The organism is Candidatus Omnitrophota bacterium (genome assembly GCA_030695905.1).
In the GTDB taxonomy this organism is placed as follows: Bacteria; Omnitrophota; Gorgyraeia; order 2-01-FULL-45-10; family 2-01-FULL-45-10; genus CAZHPY01.
On the sequence record JAUYOL010000010.1, the window covers coordinates 13892 to 32656 of the forward strand.

Sequence of the window (18765 nt, forward strand, 5' to 3'; positions counted from 1 at the left end):
TCCCGCCTATAAGAATGGGCGGGGCTCATCTTATTCCTCTGCAGAAAAATATCTGATATGATGTTTCGATCCCGCCAAAATTTAATTTATACGCTTCTTCCACCTTATTAAAAGCATCCCTGCGCCATAAAAGAATGTTCTTCATGGCATCGCCCCAGGCGCCCGTGGATCTTATTTTATTCAACAACTGCGCAAGTGAAGAGAACTTCTCTTTTACAACCTCTTCCCTCACAGCGACATCCTTAAAATGCCTGTTCATTATCAATTCTATCGCGTCTTTCTTTAAAAAACCGGCGGCGTCTATCTCTATGCGGCTGCCCAAAACCGCCTTTAAAGAATGGCCCAATTCCCAGAAAGTCGCGGGCCCGAACATAGAGAATGATATGGCGCCGTTTTCAGTAAGAGCGCCTTTATATTTTAATATAGCGCCTTCGAAATCCTTAAACCATTGGAACGCCGCGTTAGACGTAATAAGGTCGAACTTTGTGCTTAGATTTATCGACTCGGCATCCGCCACTATAAATTCGACCCTTTCGTCTTTTAATTTCTTTTTGGCAACTTCGATCATGCTTTTTGATCTATCCAACGCCTTTATATTCGCCCTGCAGAATTTCTTTCTTAAAAAAAGTGTGTAACTGCCGGTGCCGCAGCCTATCTCAAGAATATCGATAATTTCATTGCAGGGAGTTTCTTTTATGAGATTCCGGGCCGCGGCATATTGTATATTCGCGCACGTGTCGTAAATATGGGCATGACGTGAAATATTCTTCTCAATCATTGAGTATTTTGTCAAAGTCATTTTTAAGAAAAGGGATGTGGCCGGCCGTTTCGATGGGTATGAATTTCGAACCCGGGAACTTTTCACTTAAGCTTCTTGCTTCTTCTACCGGCGCGATACGGTCTTCTTCGCCATGGACAAATCTCACCTTCATTCCATTGGGGCCCGGAGGCGTTATCCTGCTTCCGGATAGATATTCTAACCCATCCAGAAGAGTATCGAGGCTCATAGTATTCAAATAGTCCTTCATAAGTTCTTTCTTAAACCGGGACAATTCATCTCTTTCGTTTTTAGAAAAACAGTCGTTGTAAAATTTATAAAGAAAAGCTGTTTTATTTTTCTTAAGATATGACATCGTTTCCTTTATCTCACCGCCTTCATATCTTTCCCTCACGCTTACCAAGGTAACGCTGTCGAATCTGGGCGGGTGCTTTTTGGCCAAATCGAATGCCATAAATCCGCCCATCGACCAGCCCATGATAGAAACTTTATCCAGGTCATTCTTATCCATTTCGTCAAAAAGATTTTTTTCGAAATCTAACGGGGAAAATCTTACAGGCACCAGATAATTCGCTTTTATATCCATAGGATTAAATATCCTATAGTCTGTCGCCCATCCCGGTATCAAAAGAATGGTGCTGCCGGCAGATCTATCCAATAATTTAAATTCCGACACAGGACAAGTCCTCCAGCAATCTTTGCAAGGTGCTTAAATCATGATGAAATGTAAGTGAAAATCTTAGGCGCGCCTCGCCCTGCGGCACCGTAGGCGGCCTTATCGGCAAAACCCACCATCCTTTGGCCCGGAGATCTTCCGCCGCGCGCTGGGTCTTCTTATTCTCACCGATTATTACCGGCACAATCTGCGAGGCCCCTTTTATCCCGAAATTCGCGCCTTTAAGATTATTACGAAAATAAGCTACATTATTTAATAGCTTTTCTCTTCTATGCGGTTCTTCTCTTACAAGCTTAAGGCTTTCAAGATTACACGCAATGATCGAAGGCGGCAGGGCTGTCGAATATATAAAACTCCTGCACGTATTTATCAGATAATCCGCTGTCTCTCTTGAGGACGCTATGTAGGCTCCGAAGCTTCCCAGCGCCTTACTGAATGTGCCCATTATTATGTCTATTCGATCGGATAAGCCCTCTTCTTCTGCTATGCCGGCGCCGTTCTTGCCGTATATGCCAGTAGCGTGAGCCTCATCCACCATTATATTGCAATCATACCGCTCCTTTAAATCGACGAGCTCTTTAAGCGGCGACCTATCCCCGTCCATGCTGAATACCGTCTCTGTAACTATCAGGGCTTTTTTAAACTTGCTTCTTTCTTTTTTAATTATATCTTCCAGATTATTGGCGTCATTATGTTTAAATCTAAATACTTTGGCGCGGGAGAGAAGGAGGCCGTCCACTATGCTGGCGTGGTTTAATTTGTCGGAAAATACACAATCATCTTTACCGTAAATAGAGTTAAAGACGCCTACATTTGCCTGATAACCCGAATTAAATATAAGCGCCGCTTCTTTATTTTTGAAATCCGCTATTCGATCTTCGAGTTGATGATGAATCTCTAAATCTCCGCTTAGAAGGCGCGATGCGCTGCTTCCGGAGCCAAATTTATCGAGCGCTTCTTTAGAAGCCTCAACAAGCCTGGGGTGGCCCGCGAGCCCCAAATAATCATTTGAGGAGAGATCGATATACCTTTTCTCTCCGAAATATATACTGCCGTCTTTGCGGTAAGAAGCCGGACGAAGACGGCGCAAAAGACCTTCTTCCTCTTTCTTTAACAAAAATTCTTTCAACTCTTCCATGCCTTCTTTATCTCTTCTATTAAAATTTTATCATCATCAAGGCTTCTTCCTTTTATGGTCAGATAACCGCCTATGAGCATGCCATTCGCTCCTGCCATAAAAGCGGTGGATTGAAAATCCTTCAATACCGATTCTCTGCCGGCCGCTATCTTCACTATTTTATCTTTCAGGATGATTCTAAATATGGCAATGGTTCTTATCGCGTCCTGCGGCGATAGCCTCTCGACATTTTCGAGCGGCGTCCCCTTTATGGGCACAAGTATATTTATCGGCACCGAGTCTACATCCAACTCTTTAAGAACGAGCGCCATCTCTATCCTATCGTCCCAGGTTTCGCCCATGCCTATTATGCCGCCCGAGCAGACTTCTAATCCCACGCTCTTGGCCGCCTTTATAGTATCGACCCTTTCCTGAAAAGTATGAGAGGTGACTATCTTGGAAAAATAACGCGGTGATGTCTCGATATTGTGGTGGTATCTGGAGACGCCCGCCTTTTTTAACCGGCCCAGGCTATCTTTATCCAATTTTCCTAGCGAGGCGCACATATCTATACCTACTTCTTTGGTGACCTGCGATACAGCCTCGATGATTTTATTAAGCTCATCCTTAGTGAGGGTGGCTCCGCTTGTGACCACGTCGAACCTGTGGGCGCCTATCTCTTTTGCCCACCGGGCCGCTTTGATAATCTCGTCTTTGGTCTTAAGCGGATATCTCGATGCTTGCGTCTTATGCCGTAATGATTGCGCGCAAAATTTACAATCCTCGCCGCATAAACCTGACTTGGCGTTCATAATGTTGCATAATTCCAACTCATCGCCTCTGGCCTCTTGCCTTACACGGCCCGCTTTCAGTATAAGCTCATCAAGCGGCATATCCAAAAGCGCGCTTATTTCAGATCTATCCATTACCTGCCTCCCAAACTGTATTTTATATTCAGTATACCCGATGTAACCACCACCGTCAACCTGTAATATGGTTATGGGTTTACAATATGGAACCTAAGCCTACGGTTATGGTCAGCACAAGCCACCTAAATATACATATAAATTTTCTCCACCCACAGTAGCCCCCGAGAGATGGGGTACCTCGCGGGAACGCTTACTTTTCCCCTGCGAGGAAAAGTAAGCTCGGACTCATTGCTCGCTCTCCCGCCAAATAGTGTAGAATAGCCCTATATATTATATAGTGGCCTTGTTTTTAAAGGTATTTGGCGGGAACCATGCCCGCTCGCAATTCGTACGTCCCGCTCAATACCCCATCCCTCGGGGGACACATTAGATATGGGTGGAGAAAATTTACTTACTTCAGTATTTCTCTGATGACTTGCTTCTGATATGAGATGTGGAGCAGTTTTGTGATGGGGCTGACTATCCCGGCACCGATTCGTTTCGAATCAACTTTGGTGACCGGCAGGACTTCGGCTAATGAATTAGTAAGGAATACTTCATCGGCTTGGATCAATTCCCTACGGGAAACAGCCTTTTCTCTTATAGATATTTTAAGCTTTTTGGCTATTTCTATGATAACGCTTCTCGTTACGCCCGGCAACACTCCGCTATTTATAGAAGGCGTTATAATATGATCTGATTTTACAAGGAATATATTGCTTGTGGCGCCTTCGGTAATATGCCCTTTTGTATTGGTGAGTATAGCTTCGTCAAAACCGGCTGCCTGCGCATCGAATCGAGCCAGGATAAAATTAAGATAGTTGGCCGTTTTGATATTTGATAATGGCGAATACTCGTTAGTAGCACCTGTGATTTTTGCCGCTACCCCTTTTGAAAACATCCATTCGGGGTACCCATCGAAATTCTTTGCGACTATTATGAGGTTTGGCGTGAAACTATCTTTATAACCTATGCCGAACCTTCCCTGCCCCCTTGTCACCACAAGACGCGCATAGGCGCTCTTAAGCTTATTGGCTCTTAAAGTCTTGTTAATAGCTTCTTTTAAATAATCCTTTGTATATGTGTGCCTGATCTTAAGCACCCTTAGTGATCTGATAAGCCTGTCCAGATGCTTGTCCAGCCTGAATATCACACCGGCATAGCCTCTCATCGTCTCAAACACCGCGTCACCGTAAAGAAATGACCTGTCAAATATGGAGATCTTCGCGTTATCCGCGTTAAGTAACTTCCCGTTTATATATATTTTTTCATTCATCATATAGCCAGCGCCTCTTCTTCCGACTCCACACCGATGGCCCGCATCATGCCCCTGGCCTTATCAAGTGTTTCTGAATATTCTTTTTCCGGATCCGAGTCATATACTATACCGCCGCCGACCTGAAAATATAATTTCTTTCCCTTCACCACAATGGTCCTTATCGCGATTGATGTGTCCATATTTCCGTCAAACGAGATATACCCTATCGCGCCGGTATAGATGGATCGCTTTACGGGTTCAAGCTCTTCTATTATCTCCATGGAGCGTATCTTGGGCGCGCCTGTTATAGACCCGCCCGGAAATGTCGCCATCAGGCAGTCTATTGCATCGATCTTTCTTTTTAGCTTGCCGGAGACCGTCGAAACGAGATGAAATACTGTAGAATATTTTTCCAGCTTAATAAACTCTGTCGGTTTCACGGAGCCATATTCGCATAGCCGGCCTAAATCATTTCTTTCAAGATCCACGATCATGATATGCTCTGCCCTGTCCTTGTAACTTTTGACGAGTTCGTTTCTATTAAATTCATCCATTACAGGATCCGCAGAACGCGGACTGGTTCCTTTTATAGGCCTTGTCTCTATATAAGAACCTCTCTTCATCAAAAATCTTTCCGGAGAGGAGCTTATAACGTTACAGTCTCCGAAATTTAAATAGGAAGAAAATGGCGCCGGGCTAAAATTCCTTAGCCTTAGATACAACTCATAGGGATCCATATCAAGACGCGATTCAAATCTTTGCGAGAGATTGACCTGATATATATCGCCTCTTCTTATATATTCCTTCGCCCTGTTTATGGCTTTTATATACTCTTCTTTCGAAAAATTCGATTTTAAAGCGGGGGTTTTTAGAATTGGTGCATTGTCTATATCTTGATCCGATGTATCCATCCTTAACTTATCATAAACATGTATCTTGTGATAAAAACCAACTATACAGTCCGGGATTCCTATATCGTCTCTGGCGACATCCGGCAATTTTTCGATAAAATCTTTCATGTCATACCCGAAATATCCTACGGCAGCGCCTCTTTTTGACTTATAGTTTTTCAGGATATCCTTCAGCACGACAAATGGATTGGCCCTAACGCGTTCGGTTCTGCCGTCGGACCATTCCAATATTATAGAATCTTTTTTACTTTTAAATACCAGAAATGGATCGGAACCCATTAAGGAGTATCTGGATATTTTACTGTGGCAAGTTGCGCTATCCAGAAAAAAACTGTATGGGCGCGAAGACATGTTCCTGAAGATTTCCTGCGGGGATGTTTTTTTCAAGCCAAAGCCTCTGTTAAAATATCTGCCAGATTATCTATGCTTGACTTAACCTCATCACTCAACGGCTCTCCGAAAGCTATGCTCTTAGGCTGTATCGAGACCGCGAAGATGCCAAGATTGTCTTTGCCTGTCATTAAAAGATCCGTAAAAAGCCTTATGGAAGAATTATGTGTGGACAGCCCTGACCCTGAAATCTCATTTAGGGAAAGCACTTTTATGCCGCCGGGCATCGCCTTAAAATCAGCGGCGTCGACCAATATGATAGTATCGCATGATGTAGAAAGTATAGGAAAGATGTAATTTTCCGGAACGGTACCGCAATCGAAAAGACAGGCCTTTGTGTTTTTCTTCTTTAAGCTCTCTATAAGCTTCGGGCCGCATCCGTCGTCGCCGCGCATTATGTTACCTATGCCTACTATAGCAACAACGCCGCGTACCCTACTCTTGATCTCGGTCTTTATACCGCTGCTGGAAACAATATCAGAATTTTTCAATTGTGGTCTTTCTCTTGCATTTCGCGCACAGGACCTTTATCCTGTCGGCCCTGGTCAATGAGGCGTCGGAGGCTACCTGCAGGACATCCTCTGAAAATCCCATCGATTTCAATGAAGAGACAAAAAGGGTCGGATTTGAGAATGCCAGAGGCCCGAGCTTCTTTACTATCCATTCCAGATGCGCTTTCGCCGTTATGACATCGCCGCATATCTCGCAAAGGGCCAACTCCTTCTCGTCCGTCTGGGAAACCATCTTTGACCTGTCATATCCGGCCAGGTCAAACTTTGTAGTATGCTTTATCCCGGGCGGATTATCATCTCTTGTGGTACAAAGAGCGCTGCATTGGCCGCAATAATGGCATTCGTCGAGATGCAAGGTCATCTTTCTCGTTGCTTTATCCTTTGTCACCACATCTTTAAACTCTATCGCCCTGACAGGGCATACCAGAGAACAGGCTGTGCAGGCTATGCATCCTTCATTAGAGTATTCCGGTTTTCCCCGGAATCTTTTTGCAGGCTCAATGGGTTTGCGCGGAAACTTTATAGTGTATGGCCCTACCAACAAAGCCTTGGTCGCTTCTATAATCTCTCTTATTTTAGGATATCTCATATTTAAAGTAATTTCACTATGTTAGACGCGTGCCTTATCAGGTTTTTTCTCCTGTGTTGGCCGAATATTCATCCTTAATCGTGCCCTTCCACGGTTTCACCCCGGATTTATACGCGCCCCTGGCCAAAGCGTGCGCGGATACGGGCGCCGTAAGTATTATGAAGAAAAGGCATAGAAGAGCCTTTATGCCCGTTGGGCTAAACCCTTTAAATAAGAATAGGCCCAAAAGTATACCGCATGTGCCGAGTGTCACGCATTTTGCCGCTGCCTGAAGGCGCCCATACACATCAGGAAATCTTATTAATCCCACGCACCCGAAAAAGTCGAATGCGAGACCTGTAATAATAAGTGCTATTCCTATGTTTTCATTCATCGAAATCCTGCCCCCCAAGGTGCTTTGATAGAGCCATTATGCCTATGAAACTTTGCAGAGCCCAGACTATCCCTATATCCAAATACCAGTCCCTCCCGGTCGGAAGGCTTAAGACAGAACAAAAACCTACTATAAGTATCCCAAGCATATCTATGGCGACTGCCCTGTCAACAGCAGTCGGCCCTTTCAATATACGGTACAGGCATAGAAATGAGCATAACAGGATAAACATCAATGCGCGCGAAAGAAAATTTGACTGCCATCTTAAGATAGACGGTATAGGGCAGAATAATATTATACCGACGGCGGTAATAGTTCCTATTACACCCAATAAATACGAGGTTCTCCTGCCCATCTATTCAAAAACCTTTCTTAGTATATTCTCGAATTTTTCCACTACCGGAAGCCTGCTTGTGCAATTTTCATTGCAGTCCTCTCTTACATATATCCAATGCACATATAGGATCCCTTTTTCTTTATCAATATCAACGCTCGTTGTCCCCGGTGTAAGCGTTATCGAATTCGCGAGGAATGTGAGCCCTATATCCGATTTTAAATTAACTTTTACCGCGACAGTTCCCGGCCTTATCGGCAGGTCCGGATGCAAAACCCTGCCCGCCACATCTATATTTGCCTTAAGACATTCCCATAGAAACACCGGCACGTATACCAAAAACCAGGAGAATCTCTTTGTATAATCTATTAAGCTGTATTTTTTGGCGGCATTCTTCCCGTCGATCTGCGCCGCCAGGTCTATCGTCATATACGTAACAAATGCCGATGTCAATACGCCTATTATAATATCAACTTTGCCAAGAGGATAGCTTAGTCCGCACCAAATAGCGAACCAGAATATGAATAAGATGACCTTCTTTATCATTTTACATACCCCATTAGAAGGCTGGCATATTCCCTGCCTCTCACGAGCACCGCTATGGCATCTCCGAGAAATGAACGGCCTATATTCGGCATGAGGAGCAGCACGCTAAATATGGATAAGGCCGCCAATATCACCATAGGAAGCGCGACGGCCAAGGAAATTCTTTTCTTCTCCAGTATCTTTGCGGCGTTCTCCTGCCCTGAACCGAAAAGTATGGGCGTAACCGCCTTAAAATAATAACCTATAGTTAATATGCCTACAGCAGTCGCCACAAACGCAAGAACGGGCCTACCCGCCTGGATGCACGCAAAAATTATAATTATCTTACTCCAAAATCCGCCCAGCGGGGGTATGCCGCACACAGACATCGAGCCTATAAGATTCGTATAACCTACCAGCGGAGACTTCGCCAGGATACCGGGCATTCTTTTTAAGTTCCCGGTACCTGCAATTTTTTTAATAGCTCCCGCGTTTAAGAAAAGCAGTGATTTAAAAATGCTGTGGTTAAACAGATGGAATAATCCTCCCATTATCGCGAGCGGCGTACCGACGCCTATACCCAGCATCACATAGCCTATCTGGCTTATGCTCGAATACGCAAGAAGGCGTTTTATGCCGGTCTGTCCGAATGCCATCAGGCTGCCTACTAACATAGAAGCAACCGCCAGCGCTATAAGTATCGCGGAAATCTTGGCAGACATGCCGAAGACATTAAAAAATATTCTTGAAATAACATATATGCCAAGCGCTTTCCCGACAAGGCCTGCCATGGCGGCAGATACCGGCGCGGGCGCCCTGGAATACGCGTCCGGAAGCCATGCATGAAAAGGAACGAGCGCGGCTTTTAGCCCAAACCCCATAAGGAACAGCGCGCCCGCGAATAGCGCCACCCTGTCCGCTCCGGCGCCGGACATACTAAGCGCGATATCGGCCATATTAAGCGTTGACGCGTGGCTATAAACAAACGCTATCCCCAGGACGATGAAGCTGGAACCGACAGCGCCCATAACGGCATATTTGAAAGACGCTTCCAGGTCAGGCGCCTCTACGCCAAACGCGACCAAAGAATAGGCGGCTATCGCGGCTATCTCAAGGAAGACATACAGATTAAACAGATCACCCGAGATCAGCACTCCATTCATCCCGGCGACCATCAGTGCAAACAAAGAGAAAAATTTCCATGTATCGGTATATCTTTTCATATATTCCGTGGAATATATCGCTATTAAAAGAGCTATCATATTGACTATGACCAGCATAAAGCACGACAGGCCATCCACAACCATAGATATGCCTACAGGCGCCGACCACTTGCCGAGGCTATATGTGAGCATCTTGCTGACCCTTACCATTTGCGCTATATACAATGTAAGTAAAAACAGCGCCGATGTAGCGGCAACAGCTATAATCCCGCCAAAAGATTTTACCCTCTTGCCGAATATCGGTATAAAAAATCCTGCGGCAAGCGGAATAATCACAAGATAAGAAATTAAGCTCATAAAAATTACCCTTTAAGATTATTTATTTTTGTTATATCAAAGGTGCCGTATTTTTCATATATCTTTATCGCCATGGCTATTAAAACGAGTGTAAGCGACAGCCCTATAACTATTACGGTAGAGACAATGGCCTGGGGAAATGGGTCCACCATGCTTTTTATTACCTGGTCCGTCGCGAATATCGGCGAGCGGGAATTCTGTCTATACCCTATCAGCACAAAAAACAGGTTTACCGCGTATCCCATTATTCCTATGCCTATTATTATCTTTATCAGGTTCCTCTTTCTGACAACGCAGTAAAGCCCTTCGAGAAAAAGGATCAGGCACAATATATATATGCTCATAATATCACTCCGAGTCCTTATCGAATTTTGAAAGCAGCACCAGCGCTATGAATATAGCGAATAAGCCCCCGCCCACCGCGACCAATTCAAATAAAGGCATCGCAAGACGGGAATAATTCTCTCTCCAGGGGACCATGACCATGAATAAAAATACCAGTGCCGCGACGCCTATGAAGATACGAAGTGTATTTGAATGCAGTCTTTTAAGCGCGACCTTCTTGCCGAAGGCAAGCATTATATGGACAAACGACAGCGCAACTATCACGCCGCCTACGAATCCGCCCCCCGGCGCCTGATGGCCATTTATAGCGACGTAAACCCCGTATAACAGTATGAACCCAAGCGTTATGCGAGTCACAGTCTTCACTATAAGCGTCATGCCGCTCTCTTCGCGAACCCTGCCCATATTTTAATAATCCTTTGTCCTTCCCGCGCTGCGAGCTATCGCAAGCACTCCGACTATCGCGGTAAAAAGTATCGCCACTTCACCCAAAGTGTCATATGCGCGAAAATTCACTATTATCGAAGCCACGACATTCTCCGAGCCCGTCTTCAATAAAGCATTATCGATATAGAACTTTGATACCTTCATAAGCGCGTTGCCAAATAAAGGCATATTTCTCAACGCGATATAAGATGCCGTCAAAAACACAACCATAAAACATAGAGTGCCTACCGTATTGAATACCCATCTGCCGGAAACGCTGAATGGAATGTCTTTTCTTATAGTAGCTCTCACTAAAATTACTAAGCTCAATATCTCAACGACAAGCTGCATCATAGCGAGATCCGGCGCCTTCAATGTCAAAAATGCCATGCATAGGCCTATTCCTACCGCCCCTATGGCAACAACGCTTGAAAGCAGATCCTTTACCTCGACCGCTATTATCGCGGCCACTATCATAAAAACAAGAATAAGGTGTAACTCAAGCATTATCCTACCCCACAAATAGAATTATAAAAATAACCGCCAGGCCCAAAAGGCACCACACAAGATAGGTCGGAAGTATTCCATTATGAAGCCGCTGTAAAAAGTTCGTAAATACCGCTATTGTCCTTTTCCCCACCTCGTATATATCAAAACTTTTGCGGTCCTCTTTCTTATACAGATAATTCAGAATGCCTACATCTTTCATGGTATCGTAAAACTCTGCGCCGGTCACCCTATCAAGATTATCGGGGTTTTCTCCTCCTATAAATATACCCACGCGGCGCGCTTTTTTCGGAATACTTATATAATAGATGAGAAGGCCTGCCAGTATGCCGACAATTATAAGAGCAGTGGCAATGCCGGGGCTCCATGTGCCAAGATAAGCTATGCTTTCCTCACTTACCGCCGGTAATATTAAAAGCGATAGCGGTATAGCAAACGCGAATATCCCAAATATTATGCATATAACCGCCAGTATAACGATAGGCAGCAACATTGATAAGCCGACTTCCTTCAAATTTTTCGGTAAATTAACGGAAGGCCTGCCTAAAAATACAGCGTGCAGCAGTTTCATGAAACTGGCTATAGTCAGCGCGCCGCCGAACATCGCGGCGACGAGCCATATTATCCACATAGGATTTTTACTATTACCCAACTCTATTATACCCTGATATATCATCCATTTTGAGACAAAACCGTTAAAAGGCGGTATGCCCGATATCGAGAATGACGCTATAAGAAAACAGATAAAGGTAACCGGCATATACCTGGCAAGGCCGCCGAGCTTTGATAAGTCCGTGGTATGCGTTCTCTTTTCAACGGCACCAGCGCTTAAGAAAAGACATGATTTGTAAATAGCGTTATTTAGCATATGAAATAATCCTCCGGCTATGCCCACCGGCGTCGCCGTCCCTATACCAAGCACCATATAGCCCACCTGAGACACGGCGTGATATCCCAATAATCGCTTAAAATCGTGCTGAATAAGCGCTATAGCCACGGCAACTATTACGGTTAATGCTCCTATAAGCAATAGAAACGTATTCGAAATATCGTTCATTACAAATAGCGATAAAGATGCCTTGGCCAGAAGATATATGCCCAAAAATTTATCCAACGAAGCCGGCAGATAAGCTGCCACCGACGTGGGGCCGTCTTTGGCGACATCCGGAAGCCATGAATGAAACGGCATGGCGCCGGCTTTAGCGAAAGCGGCTATAGCTATGCATAGATAAGCTATATAGGCAAATGGGCAGTCTAATTCTATGTGCGTGCCTTCGATAAGGAATGATCCTGACATCTTCCAGATAAGGCCTATCGCAAATATCATCAGCGCGTCTGTACCGCCAATTATTATAAGCGCTTTTTTTGCCGAAGCTGCCGCCTTGAGAGTTCCGTCTATACTGACTAATAGGTATAAAAGCGCGGCTAATATTCCCCAGAATACGGCCAGAACTATGAGATTATTGGCATACACAACCGCCAGGGAGCTGCCAAGCGCTACTAACACATACCCAAAATATCTGCCGTTATTTCTTTCTATAAAACCAAGCGAATATATCGTAACTATCAACGCGAAGAAAGAGACGCCTAACGCGGCAAGCGCGGAGAGGCTATCTACCGCAAATGTAGGGTTATGTATAGGGGGCCAATACAGGGGTTGGCGTATAAATATAAGAATAGACGCGGCAAAAATAATTACGGCGGTTATGGAAGCCAGCAGCCTGGTTATGACTTTTATCTTGTCGGAAATAAACAAGCATATCAAGCCAACAAGTATCGGAAGACCGATTGTATAAGCCAAAAAATTTACCTGCATACTATCCTATTATCATACCTATCTTTTATACGCTTCGTCTTTTCCTGCGACAACCTTATCAGTTCGTTCACATCCATTATATTCTTATCTTTTGGATCGACAATAAGCATCCTCTCCGTACAGCAATAACAAGGATCTATCGCGGCAAGTATTATCGTAGCGTCCGAGACGGTTTCGCCCACTACGGTTTCTCTGAAGGTAGGAAAATTCATATAAGTCGGAGCTCTTATCTTGTGCCTTACAGGAGAGTTTGTCCCGTCCGACTTTACATAATGAAAGCACTCGCCTCTCGGCGCCTCTACCTGGCTTATCCCCTCTCCCGGAGGAATATCTTTTGGTTTTGAATCTATCGGCCCCTGGGGCATCTTGTCAAGGCACTGCCTTATTATGCTGATAGATTCGAACATCTCAAGGATCCTGACAACTGTCTTGGCAAAGATATCGCCCTCTTTCTGCGTAATAACATTCCATTTCACCCTGTCATAGGCCGCATAGGGATGATCACGCCGGACATCTATATCGACATCCGAGGCTCTTGCCACCGGCCCCAGAGCCGCGTAATCTATCGCGTCTTCTTTTGTTAATATGCCTACACCCTTTAGCCTTTCGTGAAGCACGGGATCGTCGAGCACAGCGCCTTTTAACATATCGAGCTGCTTCACAAACTCATCGAGCCTTGTCAATATATAAGGAATGTGCTCTCTCTCTATGTCCCGGCGCACTCCGCCTACCTTGTGCATAGCGTAATTCTGCCTATTCCCGGTAACAGTTTCAAATATGTCGCATATGGGTTCGCGATATTTCCACGCCCACATAAATACCGTGTTATACCCGATAAAATGGGCCGCCAATCCCAGCCATAAAAGGTGTGAATGTATCCTTTCGAGCTCCTGGCATATCGACCTTATATATAACGCCCTTTCCGGCACTTCGATACCGCAAATATTCTCTACCGCCTGGGCGCATGTTATAGGATGGCTCGATGAACATATCCCGCATATTCTCTCCACGATAAACAGGGACTGGTCGTAACTTTTCGCTTCCGATATCTTCTCTATTCCGCGATGGTTATATCCTATCCTTACGTCAACATCCACCACCTTCTCGCCTTCAACGACAAGTTTATAAAATTCCGGCTCCTCCTGAAGCGGATGGTATGGGCCTATCGGTATGTGCGCTTTATGGCTCATTTATCTTCCTTCCTCGAGTCCCTCTTGGGCGGTACGAAATCTTTTCTCATGGGATATACGCCTTTTGGCCAATCATCGGGTAAAAGCAGCGGCCGTAGATCAGAATTACCGTTAAACTCTATCCCAAAAAGTTCATGCAATTCTCTTTCTATCCACCACGCGGACCTTGTTATATTGGTAATGGTATCGACGTGAGGGTCCTGCTTATCTTTTATGAGGGCTCTCAGTGAAACAACTATACCGGATGAGTCATCCGAAAAATGATACAGGATCTCGAGCGAATCAAAATCATCCACGCCGGAAGCCGTATTAAAACGCAGCCCCGCTTCTTTAAATAGATATCTAACAATCTCATTTATATCTTTTGGGTATATATCTACATATACCCTCTTGTCGGATCCTTTGTTCATATTGAGTATTTTACCGCCGAATCTATCGTTTAAATTTTTTAAAATCTGGCCTATCGTCATCTTGACTTCCTTTTCGACTTTATCTTTTCCATCAGTTTCGCAAAACCATCGATTATCGCTTCAGGCCGCGGCGGACATCCCGGTATGTATACATCAACGGGTATAATCTCATCCAGCGGCTGACCTGTGTTGTAGCTATCTTTGAATAGCCCCCTTGAAGAACCGCAGGCGCCCCACACTATAACATAGCCAGGCTTAGGCATCTGCTCATAAAGGGTCTTTATCCTCGGTATCGTAAGCCTGTTTGCCGACCCCGTGCAAAGCATTACATCCGCGTGTTTTATGCTTCCGACAAGCGTTATCCCGAATCTTTCCACGTCATAGCGGGGCGTAAGACAATCTATTAATTCTATGTCGCAGTTATTGCAGCTTCCGCTCGAAACGTGGAAGACATATAATGATTTGGTAAAAATCTTCTCTTTAAGCCCCATGATCACATCCTAAAATAAGCCAGTATTATCGCTACTACCGCCAACGCAGTGGGAATTCTCCAGAAAAACCTTACTGCCTGATCTATCCTGACTCGCGGGTTCGTATTTTTTATAACAATCATAACTACAAGGATAAGCAAATATTGTCCAACCGCGTTCAGTAGTCCCCGCGGCGTAAATACTATACCTCCAAAATAAAGAGTTATAAGAAGCGCCGGTAGAACAAACAATATTATCGCTTTTGTGATCTTAAATACCGCGAGCGCTCTTCCTGAATATTCTATATATGGGCCGGACGCTATCTCTGTCTCCGCCTCCGGCATATCGAACGGAACAAATCCCGCCTTCGCCTGGATACAGAATATCATTACAATAAATGAAAGAACTCCGGATATACTGGCGATAAATAATCCGCTTTCCTGCTGACAGGTAATTATGCTGCCCACGTTTATTGCGTAACCGGACTTTATTATGGGCACTGTAAGCGCTAACAAAAACGGTAATTCATAAGAGAGCATCAGCTTCATCTCTCTTGAGCTGCCAAGGGAAGCGAGCGGATTACCCGACGCGAAACCTCCGAGCATAAGCGCTATGGGAGGGACCATCAATAGATATACCACAACTATAAGATCGCCTACAAATCCGCTGTCAGGCGCCCAATTTAATACCAAGAGTATTGTGGAGACTAAAGTAGCGCATGCCATCGCGATAAGAGGCATCGCGAAAAATACCCTGGTGGACGCGCCTTGAGGGATAAGAGTCTCTTTGTACATAAGCTTTATTATGTCTATAAAATTCTGATACCATGGCGGGCCGACGCGATACTGCAGGCGCGCGGTGACTTTCCTGTCAATCCAGCCGATTAAAAGCCCCATAGAACCGGAAAAAAGGAATCCGGGAAATACTAAAAATAAAAATAGGTACTCTAATATACTCATCGCTTCTTAGGCGGCTGCTCTATCCGCTCCCATTTATAATCCGTCTTTACCATAAGATATTCCGAGGCTTTGAATAGATGGCCTTCCTGATCTTCCTCAAACTCACCGTATTTTATTCCGCCATGTGTGCACGACTGCAGGCATATAGGCGATTCGTCCTCTTTTAGCCGGCCCAGGCAGTAATCACACCGGGAGATAACGAACGGTATCGTCTCGGGATATATTACACCGAATGGGCATGCGCGCGAACAGCTTTTACAGGAGGTGCAGCGCATCATATATCGCTTTAGCATATTCGTATCCTGTAGTTCCAGCGCTTCCCATGGGCACGATGCCACGCATGGCGCGTCATCGCATCGCCTGCAATTAATCGCGAAATGCGCGAACTCTCTTAAGTTTGTTACGCCGTTATTGCCGGGATGCTGGATGTAACTGCAGAGCATCCCGCACTCTTCGCATTTCGAACACGCGTCTAAATCAATTAGCAGTCGTTTCATTTAGTCCCAGATATTAGGCAGATCTTTTAGTTTATCATAAGTAAATACGGGTCCGTCTTTACAGGCATAGTAAGGGCCTATCCTGCAGTGCCCGCACTTTCCTATGCCGCATGACATATTCTTTTCCATCGATAGATATACATTATTGGTCTTAAAACCAAGATCCAATAATTTGAATGTGACAAATTTCATCATTATCGGAGGGCCGCATACAATAGCCACAGCGTTATTTACATCGAGGCCGTCAGGCTTTACTATCGTTGTGACTATGCCTACATTGCCCTTCCATGTTTCATCTCCGACGTCCACGGTAAGCTCTATACAGAAGTTACCGGCCCTGGACTTCCACGACTCTATCTCATTCCTGTAAACAATATCTTTTGAGGTGCGGGACCCATATTTAACAACTATTTTTTTGTAATCATTTATATTATTGAAGAGCGCGTATAGAAGGGCTCTTAACGGCGCCAGGCCGACTCCTCCGCCTACGATGAATATCTCTTTGCCCTTCCATTCATTTATAGGATAAGCCGTGCCGTATGGGCCGCGCAAGCCCACAACACTGCCTACGGATATATCGTGCAGTATCTTTGTGATGCGGCCGGCGCTCATTATGGTAAAGTCGAGCTTGTCGGAAATATTGTGGTTGGACGACGGTGTAAATGGCGCTTCGCCTACGCCGGGGATAGAGACATCCATGAATTGACCCGCTTTAAAAGGTATGGGCTGCCTCGGACGAAACGTAAACGTCTTTATGTTAGACGTCTCTTCGTTTACTTTAATAACTTCGGCTTCTATAAATGCGTATGGATTTTTATGCATAATCAATCATGAGGCGGTTTATTCCATTTATCCGTCACTAAACCTTTTAACACTTCTCTTAAATCTATATCACCCGGACACGCTTCTATGCAGCGGCCGCATCCCGTGCAGGCCGCATAATCCAGAACTTGCGGAAAAAATGTGAACTTTTTATCGAATCTATTGCGCAGTCTTTCATAAAGATGCTTCCTCGGATTATGGCCTCCGGCCACCCTGGCGAAAGTTTTATACAAACAGGCGTCCCAGATCCTGCCACGGCCTATCTTTTGCTGCTTAGATTTCTCATCGAAAAGCAGAAAACAGTGACATGTCGGGCATGTCAGATTGCACGCTCCGCATTCAACACAGGTTGATGCGAAATCCTGCCACATCGCGAGGTTATCATAGTGCTTCTTTACGGCGCCTTTTATCGCTTCTGTATCGGGAGTACCCCTTTTATTTATAAAATCATTTATCTGGACGCAAACATTATCGCGCATCCTGTCGCGCTCATTCAAATCTCTATCCTGCGCGTTCTTAAAGAATGTTTTGTACGCGTCGATAATAGCCCTGCCCTTATCGGTACCCACTTCCACTAAAAACAATTCGCCTAAGGACGAGAGATTAAGATCAAAATTCTTTACCGGATATGGCCTGCCGGCCATCGCTATACAAAAACAGGTCTCTTTGGCAAATGTGCAGTCGTTTGATATTATAAGCGTATTTTTACGGTGAAATGCGTAAAAGGGGTCCTCTATATCGCCTTTTAAAAATACAAAATCCTGGAGAATGAGGCTGCTCAAGTCACATTGTTTCACGCCCGCAACGATTATGGACCCCGCACCATATCGGTACGGGGCAAGCTTTAAACTGCCGCCTTCTTGCCCAAGGACTTTCTCACGAGCGGGATTCAGGAAGGATTTGAATGGCTGGGTCTGTCTTATACCGCCTAATTGTATATTGGCTTCTTTAGACGGGTCAAACTCGCCGAACACGAATCTATCTTTGTATTCATACGGCACGAATATTTTGTTATTTTGCGCCAGACGCGAAAACAGGTCAAATAAATCGCTCTTTGCGATCGAATACATATTATTATACATATAGCCTAATTATGTTATGGAGTGATATATTTTAACCCTTTTCACCTGCTTCGTCAAGCACACTGCCTAATCTTTAGGCAACCTAATAGCGCATCCCCAGGGGCTGTGTCTCACTTGAAATCTTTACGGGTCCTGTCGAGGGCAAGCCTTTCGGGTGGTTCAAAAGGCTGGCTCGTACGGGGTGTACGATAGACTTGTAGTATATATGCAGTATCTTTCACGCCCCCGCTTGCTTTGTTCCGGAATCACAAAGTCAAATCAGCGGGGGCTGGTAACCCCATCCCGTAAACACTCGCCGCCTTATTGAACCCACCCTCAAGGCTTATCCCTCGCCACCCGTAAAGATTTTC

At 45.0% G+C, this 18765-nt stretch carries 23 protein-coding genes; all 23 read right to left on the reverse strand.

The genetic code is table 11. From position 1 onward, the window contains the following. Positions 1-25: 25 nt before the first annotated feature. The 23 genes from Q8R38_01875 to Q8R38_01985 all read right to left on the reverse strand — a co-directional run bounded on the left by Q8R38_01875 (position 26) and on the right by Q8R38_01985 (position 18403). The gene (locus tag Q8R38_01875) at positions 26-778 is read right to left on the reverse strand and encodes a methyltransferase domain-containing protein (GenBank protein MDP3790771.1); all 753 of its coding nucleotides are present in this window, start codon (positions 776-778) and stop codon (positions 26-28) included. Next, a complete protein-coding gene (locus Q8R38_01880) occupies positions 771-1454 on the reverse strand; it encodes an alpha/beta fold hydrolase (protein ID MDP3790772.1) in 684 nt (227 codons plus the stop codon). The genes Q8R38_01875 and Q8R38_01880 overlap by 8 nt, the downstream gene beginning before the upstream one ends. Then, positions 1441-2592 carry an 8-amino-7-oxononanoate synthase gene (gene bioF, locus Q8R38_01885; protein MDP3790773.1) on the reverse strand — a complete coding sequence of 384 codons (1152 nt, stop codon included), beginning with the start codon at positions 2590-2592 and terminating at the stop codon, positions 1441-1443. The genes Q8R38_01880 and bioF overlap by 14 nt, the downstream gene beginning before the upstream one ends. Then, complete coding sequence (gene bioB, locus Q8R38_01890; GenBank protein ID MDP3790774.1) at positions 2580-3497, reverse strand: biotin synthase BioB; 918 nt, start codon at positions 3495-3497, stop codon at positions 2580-2582. Before bioB ends, bioF begins: the two co-directional genes overlap by 13 nt. 394 nt (positions 3498-3891) lie before the next feature. Then, the gene (gene ilvE / locus Q8R38_01895; GenBank protein MDP3790775.1) at positions 3892-4758 is read right to left on the reverse strand and encodes a branched-chain-amino-acid transaminase; all 867 of its coding nucleotides are present in this window, start codon (positions 4756-4758) and stop codon (positions 3892-3894) included. Continuing rightward, entirely contained in the window at positions 4755-6035 is a 1281-nt protein-coding gene (gene pabB / locus Q8R38_01900; protein ID MDP3790776.1) for an aminodeoxychorismate synthase component I, read from the reverse strand. The genes ilvE and pabB overlap by 4 nt, the downstream gene beginning before the upstream one ends. Then, complete coding sequence (locus Q8R38_01905) at positions 6032-6529, reverse strand: hydrogenase 3 maturation endopeptidase HyCI (GenBank protein MDP3790777.1); 498 nt, start codon at positions 6527-6529, stop codon at positions 6032-6034. The genes pabB and Q8R38_01905 overlap by 4 nt, the downstream gene beginning before the upstream one ends. Next, positions 6516-7139 carry a 4Fe-4S dicluster domain-containing protein gene (locus Q8R38_01910; GenBank protein MDP3790778.1) on the reverse strand — a complete coding sequence of 208 codons (624 nt, stop codon included), beginning with the start codon at positions 7137-7139 and terminating at the stop codon, positions 6516-6518. Before Q8R38_01910 ends, Q8R38_01905 begins: the two co-directional genes overlap by 14 nt. A gap of 37 nt (positions 7140-7176) precedes the next feature. Beyond that, positions 7177-7512: a monovalent cation/H(+) antiporter subunit G gene (gene mnhG / locus Q8R38_01915; protein MDP3790779.1), complete on the reverse strand. Its 336-nt coding sequence runs from the start codon at positions 7510-7512 to the stop codon at positions 7177-7179. Beyond that, a complete protein-coding gene (locus tag Q8R38_01920) occupies positions 7505-7867 on the reverse strand; it encodes a cation:proton antiporter (protein MDP3790780.1) in 363 nt (120 codons plus the stop codon). Before Q8R38_01920 ends, mnhG begins: the two co-directional genes overlap by 8 nt. Continuing rightward, positions 7868-8392 carry a Na+/H+ antiporter subunit E gene (locus Q8R38_01925; GenBank protein ID MDP3790781.1) on the reverse strand — a complete coding sequence of 175 codons (525 nt, stop codon included), beginning with the start codon at positions 8390-8392 and terminating at the stop codon, positions 7868-7870. Beyond that, positions 8389-9891 carry a proton-conducting transporter membrane subunit gene (locus Q8R38_01930; GenBank protein MDP3790782.1) on the reverse strand — a complete coding sequence of 501 codons (1503 nt, stop codon included), beginning with the start codon at positions 9889-9891 and terminating at the stop codon, positions 8389-8391. Before Q8R38_01930 ends, Q8R38_01925 begins: the two co-directional genes overlap by 4 nt. Positions 9892-9896: 5 nt before the next feature. Further along, positions 9897-10235: a sodium:proton antiporter gene (locus Q8R38_01935; GenBank protein ID MDP3790783.1), complete on the reverse strand. Its 339-nt coding sequence runs from the start codon at positions 10233-10235 to the stop codon at positions 9897-9899. 4 nt (positions 10236-10239) lie between these two features. Beyond that, positions 10240-10641, reverse strand: a complete 402-nt coding sequence (locus Q8R38_01940; GenBank protein MDP3790784.1) for an MnhB domain-containing protein — start codon at positions 10639-10641, stop codon at positions 10240-10242. Positions 10642-10644: 3 nt separating this feature from the next. After that, entirely contained in the window at positions 10645-11169 is a 525-nt protein-coding gene (locus Q8R38_01945; GenBank protein ID MDP3790785.1) for a DUF4040 domain-containing protein, read from the reverse strand. A gap of 4 nt (positions 11170-11173) precedes the next feature. Further along, positions 11174-12985: a proton-conducting transporter membrane subunit gene (locus Q8R38_01950; protein ID MDP3790786.1), complete on the reverse strand. Its 1812-nt coding sequence runs from the start codon at positions 12983-12985 to the stop codon at positions 11174-11176. Further along, positions 12976-14175, reverse strand: coding sequence for a nickel-dependent hydrogenase large subunit (locus Q8R38_01955; GenBank protein ID MDP3790787.1), 1200 nt, complete (start codon positions 14173-14175; stop codon positions 12976-12978). The genes Q8R38_01950 and Q8R38_01955 overlap by 10 nt, the downstream gene beginning before the upstream one ends. After that, entirely contained in the window at positions 14172-14645 is a 474-nt protein-coding gene (locus tag Q8R38_01960) for an NADH-quinone oxidoreductase subunit C (protein ID MDP3790788.1), read from the reverse strand. The genes Q8R38_01955 and Q8R38_01960 overlap by 4 nt, the downstream gene beginning before the upstream one ends. After that, positions 14642-15076 (reverse strand): NADH-quinone oxidoreductase subunit NuoB, encoded by a 435-nt coding sequence (gene nuoB, locus Q8R38_01965; protein ID MDP3790789.1) that lies wholly within the window; start codon positions 15074-15076, stop codon positions 14642-14644. Before nuoB ends, Q8R38_01960 begins: the two co-directional genes overlap by 4 nt. Positions 15077-15078: 2 nt before the next feature. Next, a complete protein-coding gene (locus Q8R38_01970; GenBank protein MDP3790790.1) occupies positions 15079-16014 on the reverse strand; it encodes an NADH-quinone oxidoreductase subunit H in 936 nt (311 codons plus the stop codon). After that, the gene (locus Q8R38_01975; protein MDP3790791.1) at positions 16011-16511 is read right to left on the reverse strand and encodes a 4Fe-4S binding protein; all 501 of its coding nucleotides are present in this window, start codon (positions 16509-16511) and stop codon (positions 16011-16013) included. The genes Q8R38_01970 and Q8R38_01975 overlap by 4 nt, the downstream gene beginning before the upstream one ends. Continuing rightward, positions 16512-17333 (reverse strand): FAD/NAD(P)-binding protein, encoded by an 822-nt coding sequence (locus Q8R38_01980; GenBank protein ID MDP3790792.1) that lies wholly within the window; start codon positions 17331-17333, stop codon positions 16512-16514. 2 nt (positions 17334-17335) lie between these two features. Further along, a complete protein-coding gene (locus Q8R38_01985) occupies positions 17336-18403 on the reverse strand; it encodes a 4Fe-4S dicluster domain-containing protein (GenBank protein ID MDP3790793.1) in 1068 nt (355 codons plus the stop codon). Positions 18404-18765: the final 362 nt, after the last annotated feature.